The organism is Cyanobium sp. LEGE 06143 (assembly GCF_015207535.1).
GTDB lineage: Bacteria > Cyanobacteriota > Cyanobacteriia > PCC-6307 > Cyanobiaceae > NIES-981.
Map to the genome: position 1 here is coordinate 1 of NZ_JADEWP010000172.1, position 5,762 is coordinate 5,762.

Annotated in this window: 6 protein-coding genes; 3 read left to right on the top strand and 3 right to left on the bottom strand. The window is 67.7% G+C overall.

Annotated elements, in window-relative coordinates:
* Positions 1 to 624 precede the first annotated feature (624 nt).
* Complete coding sequence (locus IQ216_RS11215) at positions 625 to 807, top strand: hypothetical protein (RefSeq protein WP_193815528.1); 183 nt, start codon at positions 625 to 627, stop codon at positions 805 to 807.
* A gap of 511 nt (positions 808 to 1,318) precedes the next feature.
* On the opposite strand, the gene IQ216_RS11220 is transcribed toward IQ216_RS11215, so the two are convergent.
* A complete protein-coding gene (locus tag IQ216_RS11220) occupies positions 1,319 to 1,972 on the bottom strand; it encodes a DoxX family protein (RefSeq protein ID WP_186697160.1) in 654 nt (217 codons plus the stop codon).
* 169 nt (positions 1,973 to 2,141) lie between these two features.
* Between IQ216_RS11220 and IQ216_RS11225 the strand changes: the two genes are divergently transcribed.
* The gene (locus IQ216_RS11225) at positions 2,142 to 2,285 is read left to right on the top strand and encodes a chlorophyll a/b-binding protein (RefSeq protein WP_186697161.1); all 144 of its coding nucleotides are present in this window, start codon (positions 2,142 to 2,144) and stop codon (positions 2,283 to 2,285) included.
* A 147-nt stretch (positions 2,286 to 2,432) separates the two neighbouring features.
* Here IQ216_RS11225 and IQ216_RS11230 read toward each other — a convergent pair whose 3' ends face one another.
* Both IQ216_RS11230 and IQ216_RS11235 read right to left on the bottom strand, forming a co-directional pair.
* Positions 2,433 to 2,636 carry a hypothetical protein gene (locus tag IQ216_RS11230; protein WP_186697162.1) on the bottom strand — a complete coding sequence of 68 codons (204 nt, stop codon included), beginning with the start codon at positions 2,634 to 2,636 and terminating at the stop codon, positions 2,433 to 2,435.
* Between the two features lie 107 nt (positions 2,637 to 2,743).
* Positions 2,744 to 4,813, bottom strand: a complete 2,070-nt coding sequence (locus tag IQ216_RS11235) for an isoamylase (RefSeq protein ID WP_193815529.1) — start codon at positions 4,811 to 4,813, stop codon at positions 2,744 to 2,746.
* A 167-nt stretch (positions 4,814 to 4,980) separates the two neighbouring features.
* Here IQ216_RS11235 and IQ216_RS11240 point away from each other — a divergent pair, with 167 nt between their 5' ends.
* Positions 4,981 to 5,598, top strand: a complete 618-nt coding sequence (locus tag IQ216_RS11240) for an MBL fold metallo-hydrolase (RefSeq protein ID WP_370566717.1) — start codon at positions 4,981 to 4,983, stop codon at positions 5,596 to 5,598.
* Positions 5,599 to 5,762 lie beyond the last annotated feature (164 nt).

The following is a 5,762-nucleotide window of genomic DNA, read 5'->3' on the forward strand; positions in this document are numbered from 1 at the left end:
CAACTCACTCAGGCCGCACTCGGCCCTCCAGGGGCGTACGCCCCTGGAGGCAGCTCAACAGGGAGCTGCAGCATGACCACAACCACCCACTCTCATAAGCCCTGGACCGATAAAGGGGGTCACGTCATGTGCCTATGCCAAGTCTGTGAGCTTCCAGGGCACGGGCTATGGGATTTTCACGACCCGCTATGAGCCGGCCCTCACCCAGACGCTGTTGGAGCAGCTGCGGCAATGAAACGAGCGCTCGGCTCCTTGCATGGCGGAGCCGACATGGGGGAATGGATCGGTGGACTGTTGTGGCGAAGGCCTACCTTCTCTAGATGCAAGAAGCGATCTTCAGTTGAAGAGTGCCTTGCTGCCCTAATCGCCGTCGTGATCAGACTCACCTGCGGTGCCTAGTGTAGATCTGGAAGTGCGACCAGAACCATGTCGCCTTTGAGGGCCTGATGCAGAAAGTGGTACTGCTGAGGGGAAACGCCTAGCCGCAACTGCGCCAACTGCAGAAGATCCCGGCAGAGTGATCCAGCGGTACTTAACGGGAGAGGTGGAGCGCCCTAGGGAGCTGCCCGTGGACCGCAACGGACCGAAGGACCTGCAGCTGCTCCAGCGCGAGGGGTTGGGCTGATGGGCTTCCGTAACCAACAACGCCACGGCTGGCACGAGGCCATTCCAAGCACCGAGAGCCTGGTGGCTGAACGGCACGAGGGGCTGCTTGATGTTGGTGACTGCCTATGGCGGCAAATCGGTGTCGGTCTGGTCGGGCACCTGCTGGAGCGCATCGACACGCCCCCCCGCCTGCTGGAGTAGTTGGCGCTGATTGTCAGACTGGATCAGGCTGAGCTGTACGTCCGGCGGGGAAGCAGCAAGGCCGACACCCTCCGCCGGGCCAAGGCGGGGTTTGAGGCGTGCGACGTGGTGCTCTGGACCGCGGCAGGGAGCTGGGCTGGGTTCAAGAGGACGGCTGACCTGCTAATCCTGCTGTCACATCTGAAATCTTGCGAACGATTGCGCGCAAACTCAGAAGGAGCTCAGCCTCGAGCCCAGACAGGGAAAGGGGTCTGGAGGTTCCACTCAGGGCTGTCCCAGCAGCTGTAGGGGGGTGTCTCCCACCGCCATGGCGAAAATTCCACGGTTGGGTGATTCCGTCGAAGCGGGGATCGCTGAAGTGCTGGTCGGATTCCAGCATCCCCAGGCCGATGTTCACTGAGCTCAGCAGCGGTCGATGGTCTTGACGTGCAGGCTCACGGTGCTGCTGGTGCGGGTCGGTGCTGCCAGCAGGCGAAGCACCCACCCATTGTCGGCCGCCCGTCTGAGCCGCTCAGGCTCCCTGACCGGCGCTGACGGCAACTGCCTGGGGCTGAGCAGCCGGACGGCCGTCGCGGGGACCATCGACCGACTCCCGCACCAGCTCAGCGGTGATGGCGCCGTCAAAGGAAAGGCGCCCAGGGCCGAGCAACAGCAGGGCCAGGCTGCCGCCGAGGTACAGCACCACCAGCTCCAGCACGTAGATGTTGAGCCCGGCTGTGAGGATGTGGTGATAGGCGGCCACGGCCATGGTGCCGGTGATCGCCAGGGCTCCCAGCGGTGTGAGCAGGCCCAGGATCAGCAGCCAGCTGCCCACCACCTCCGAGAAGCCGGCCACGTAGGCGAGCAGCAGGGGGAAGGGCAGGTGCAGCGGCGCCACATAGGTGTCGGCGAAGGCCTGGGGATTGGCGAGCTTGTCCTGGCCGTGGTGAATCATCATCAGGCCGATCGCCAGCCGCAGGGCCAGCAGGCCGAGGTTGGCGGCAGTGCCCTTCTCGAGCACATAGCGGCTCAAGCCGCCCTGCACAGCCGGACGTTGCAACAGGCGGGTGAGCGGGCCTGCGGTCTCGGCCGGGGCGAGGTCGGGCCGGTTCAGGCGCAGCAGCCAGAGGGCCATCAGGGAGCCGGTGAGCCCGGCGAAGCCCTCGAGGAGTTGGGCGGTGGTCATCGTTCAAGGGAGATCTCCCAAAACTCTGGCAAGCTGGGTAACGAAACGTGAAGTGTTGACTGAGAAAGGGGCAGGGCCGGAAAACCGCCCCCCGTTTCGGGTCCCGCGGCGCCCCAAACGGCTCCGACCACTGTTACTATTTCTTCACGTTTCGCAACCAAGCGCAACCATGACTGACTCCGCTTCCCGCTTCGGCTTCGTGGCCTTCGCCGAAACCTGGAATGGCCGCCTGGCCATGCTCGGCTTCGTGATCGGTCTTGCCACCGAAGTTCTCACCGGCCAGGGCATCCTCGGCCAGATCGGCCTCGGCTGATCCCGGCTCCAAGCCCCCAACGCAGCAGCGGCGCCTTCCCCAGGGACAGCGCCGCTTTTTGCTGGTTGTCTGGATGCAGACCGAAGCAAACAGATGGGAGACGGCATGCCCCCATCCGGAATGGGGCCCCTTGAGGCCAGGGACGGCTCAGGAGGCCTGTTGATAGAGGGCTTCGAGGCGCTCGCGGTTGAGGTCCACGTAGAGCAGGCGCTCACCGGGCTGGGGAGCCTCCGGGTGGCGGCTGCGGATCGTCGGCCGCTCTGCACCCCTGCTGAAGCCCTGGCTCATCAGCGCGAAGGAGCTGCACAGCAGCACAGCCGCAGCCACCGCATAGAGAAGGGCAAAGACCATGACACTCAGCTCGGAACGGCCACCAACCTAGTGTAAAGAAGTGTTAACCGTGACAGATTGTTAAGCCTGCTGCCGCTCCCTTGCGGCGGCGTCCTGGTCCCTGGCGCTCAATCCAGCTTCACCCCCTCCAGGCGGCGGCGCGCCACCAGCAGCATCAGGCTGCGGCTCTCCAGGGGGATGCCGGACGGCGTCCAGATCCCAGGACGGGCCGGCAGGTCCTGGCCGGCCGGCAGAGCGGTGTCGATCACCCGCAGCCAGCCGGAGGTGGAGACCGGCAGGTCGAAGTGCACAGCTTTGCTGTAGGCGTTCATGGCACACCACAGCAGCGGTCCCTGGGTGGGGTCGTTGATGCTCCAGGCCACGGTGTGCGACCAGCTGGCCCAGTCCGGCCGGGTGATCTCCACGCCGTGCCACTGGCGCCAGCGCTGCTGGTGATCGTCGTGGCGGCTCTGGGGCCGCTCCTGCAGCGGCAGTTCGGGGTTGATCAGGTCCACCAGATGCCGTCTCAGGCTCAGCAGCCGCCGCACGAAGCGGCGCAGGGCCAGATCGCTGCTGTCGGGCTGCCAGTGCATCCAGCCGAGGGGGTTGTTCTGGCACCAGGTGTTGTTGTTGCCTCCCTGGCTGCGTCGCACCTCATCGCCCATCAGCAGCATGGGCACGCCTGGAGCCAGCAGCAGGGTGCTCAGCAGGTTGCGCAGCTGCCGCTCCCGCAGCGCCCTCACGGCATGGTCGCTGCTGGGGCCCTCCACGCCGTGGTTCCAGCTGTTGTTGTGGTTGTCGCCGTCCCGGTTGTCCTCACCGTTGGCCAGGTTGTGCTTGCCGTTGAAGCTCACCAGATCGGCCAGGGTGAAGCCGTCGTGGGCCGTGAGGAAGGTGATGGCCTGACCCGGGTGGGCCGGCATCAGGTTGTAGAGGTCGGGGCTGCCGCTCAGCCGCTGGCCCACGGCCCAGGAGCAGTTTTCATCGCCCTTCCAGAAGCGGCGCAGGTCGTCGCGGAAGCGGCCGTTCCAGGTGGACACCCGCCGGGCTGGGAAGTCGGCCAGCTTGTAGAGGCCGCCGCAGTCCCACGGTTCGCTGATCAGCTTCAGGTCGGCGAGGTCGGGGTCGGCCTCCATGGCCTCGAACAGCGGTGGCCGGGCCAGGGGCGACAGGTTTTCACCCCGGCTCAGGGCGATGCCCAGGTCGAAACGGAAGCCATCCACGCCCAGCTCCGTGGCCCAGCAGCGCAGGGATTCCAGGATCAGGTGCTGCACCAGCGGCCGGTTGGCGGCGATCGTGTTGCCGCAGCCGCTCACGTCCTGGTACTCGCCCAGGGCGCTCTGCTGGTAGTAGAGGCGGTCGGCGAAGCCGCGCCAGCTCAGGGTGGGGCCGTGCTGGTTGCCCTCACTGGTGTGGTTGTAGACCACATCCAGCAGCACCTCGATGCCCGCCAGGTGGCAGGCCTTCACCAGCTGTCGCACCTGGTCGCGGGCGCCGAGGGGATCGTTCCCCACCAGGTAATCCGGGTGGGGGGCCATCCAGCTCAGGGGGCTGTAGCCCCAGTGGTTCTGGCGGCCCGGCGGCGCGTCGCCGGGATCGAAGGCCATCACCGGCAACAGCTCGATCGCGGTGATGCCCAGCTCCCGCAGCTGGGGCAGGGTGTCGATCAGCCCCAGCAGGGTGCCCTGGCGATCGGCCGTCACCGGACAGCCGGCCCCCTGGGTGAAGCCCCCCACATGCAGCTCGTAGATCACGCTGCGCTGCCAGCTGTGGCGTGGCCGGGGCGCGGCTTCGAAATCAAAGCGGTCGCGCTCGGTGACCACGCCCCGCAGGCAGCAGGAGCTGTTGGGGGCGGCGCCGACCGCGGCGTCGCGGCGGTAGCCCTGCCAGCCGGCGATGGCCCGGGCGCAGGGATCCAGCAGCACCTTGGAGGGGGCAAAGCTGTGGCCGCCAGGCTGGAGGGGGCCGAACACCCGGTAGCCGTAGCAGCAGCCCAGCCCCAGACCCTCCACCTCCACATGCCAGTGATCACCTGAGCGGTGGCGGCCATCGAGCGCCACGACGCGACTGGGTTCGAGGGCGTCCGGGTGGCTGAACAGCAGCAGCTCCAGCCGGGTGGCCCGAGGAGCCACCACCGAGAAGTTCACCCCGCGGGAGGTGAGGGATGAACCCAGCGGGCCCGGGCGCCCGGGATGGATGGCTCCGGGACGACTCCGGCGGGTCGCCACGGGCGCCGCTGGGGCCGAGATGGATGGGGCAGACAACGGCTCGGGCCAGCTTGCCCAACAAACTAGACAGACCTTCCCGGCTCAGGCCACTGTCAGCACTTGCCCTTCCAGCTGAGCCCGGCCGCCCTCCCCAGGCGGTGCGGCCCGGCCTGTGGCTGTTCGCCCCCAGCCGCGACAGCCAGGGGGGCAGCAGCTGGCTGCTGGAGGCCAGCGCCACTGGCCTGAGCTTTGATCTGCTGATCGACTGCCCCGGCTACAGCCAGGCCAACCTCGACTGGCTGAGCGCCCGCGGACCTGGGCTGCTGGTGCTCACCAGTCGCGAGGGCCATGGCCGCTGCCGCCGCGTGCAGCAGGCCATCGGCTGGGAGGTGCTGGTGCAGGAGCAGGAGGCCTACCTGCTGCCGGGGGTGGCGCCGCTGCGCAGCTTCGGGGCGACGTGTGAGCTGGCGCCGGGGGTACGCCTGCTCTGGACGCCCGGGCCCACGCCGGGTGCCTGCGTGGTGCATGCGCGTGGCCCGCAGCTGGATGTGCTGTTCTGCGGCAGGCTGCTGGCCCCCGTTGGCCCGAATGCGATCGCCCCGCTGCGCACGGCGCGCTGTTTCCACTGGCCGCGACAGTTGGCCAGCCTCGAGGCGCTGCGGGGCTGGTTGCCGCCAGGCTCCCCCGAGTGGATCGCCTGCGGCGGCGGCCTGGGTGCGCTGCGCGGCGCCAAACTCGTGACGGAGGGGGCCGTGGCGTTGCGATCGGCACCCTGATTTGGGCGATTCWGCACCAAACGGGCACCAGATCCGTTGCAGCAAGGCGCTTTTCTGTTGCAGTCCCCGGGCAGCACCCATACCATTGGCGCGCTGAACCCGGTCCGCCGGGGCGGCCACCCTGCCGAGGCCTCCCAACCTCCCCGTCCCGGCGGACCGGGTTC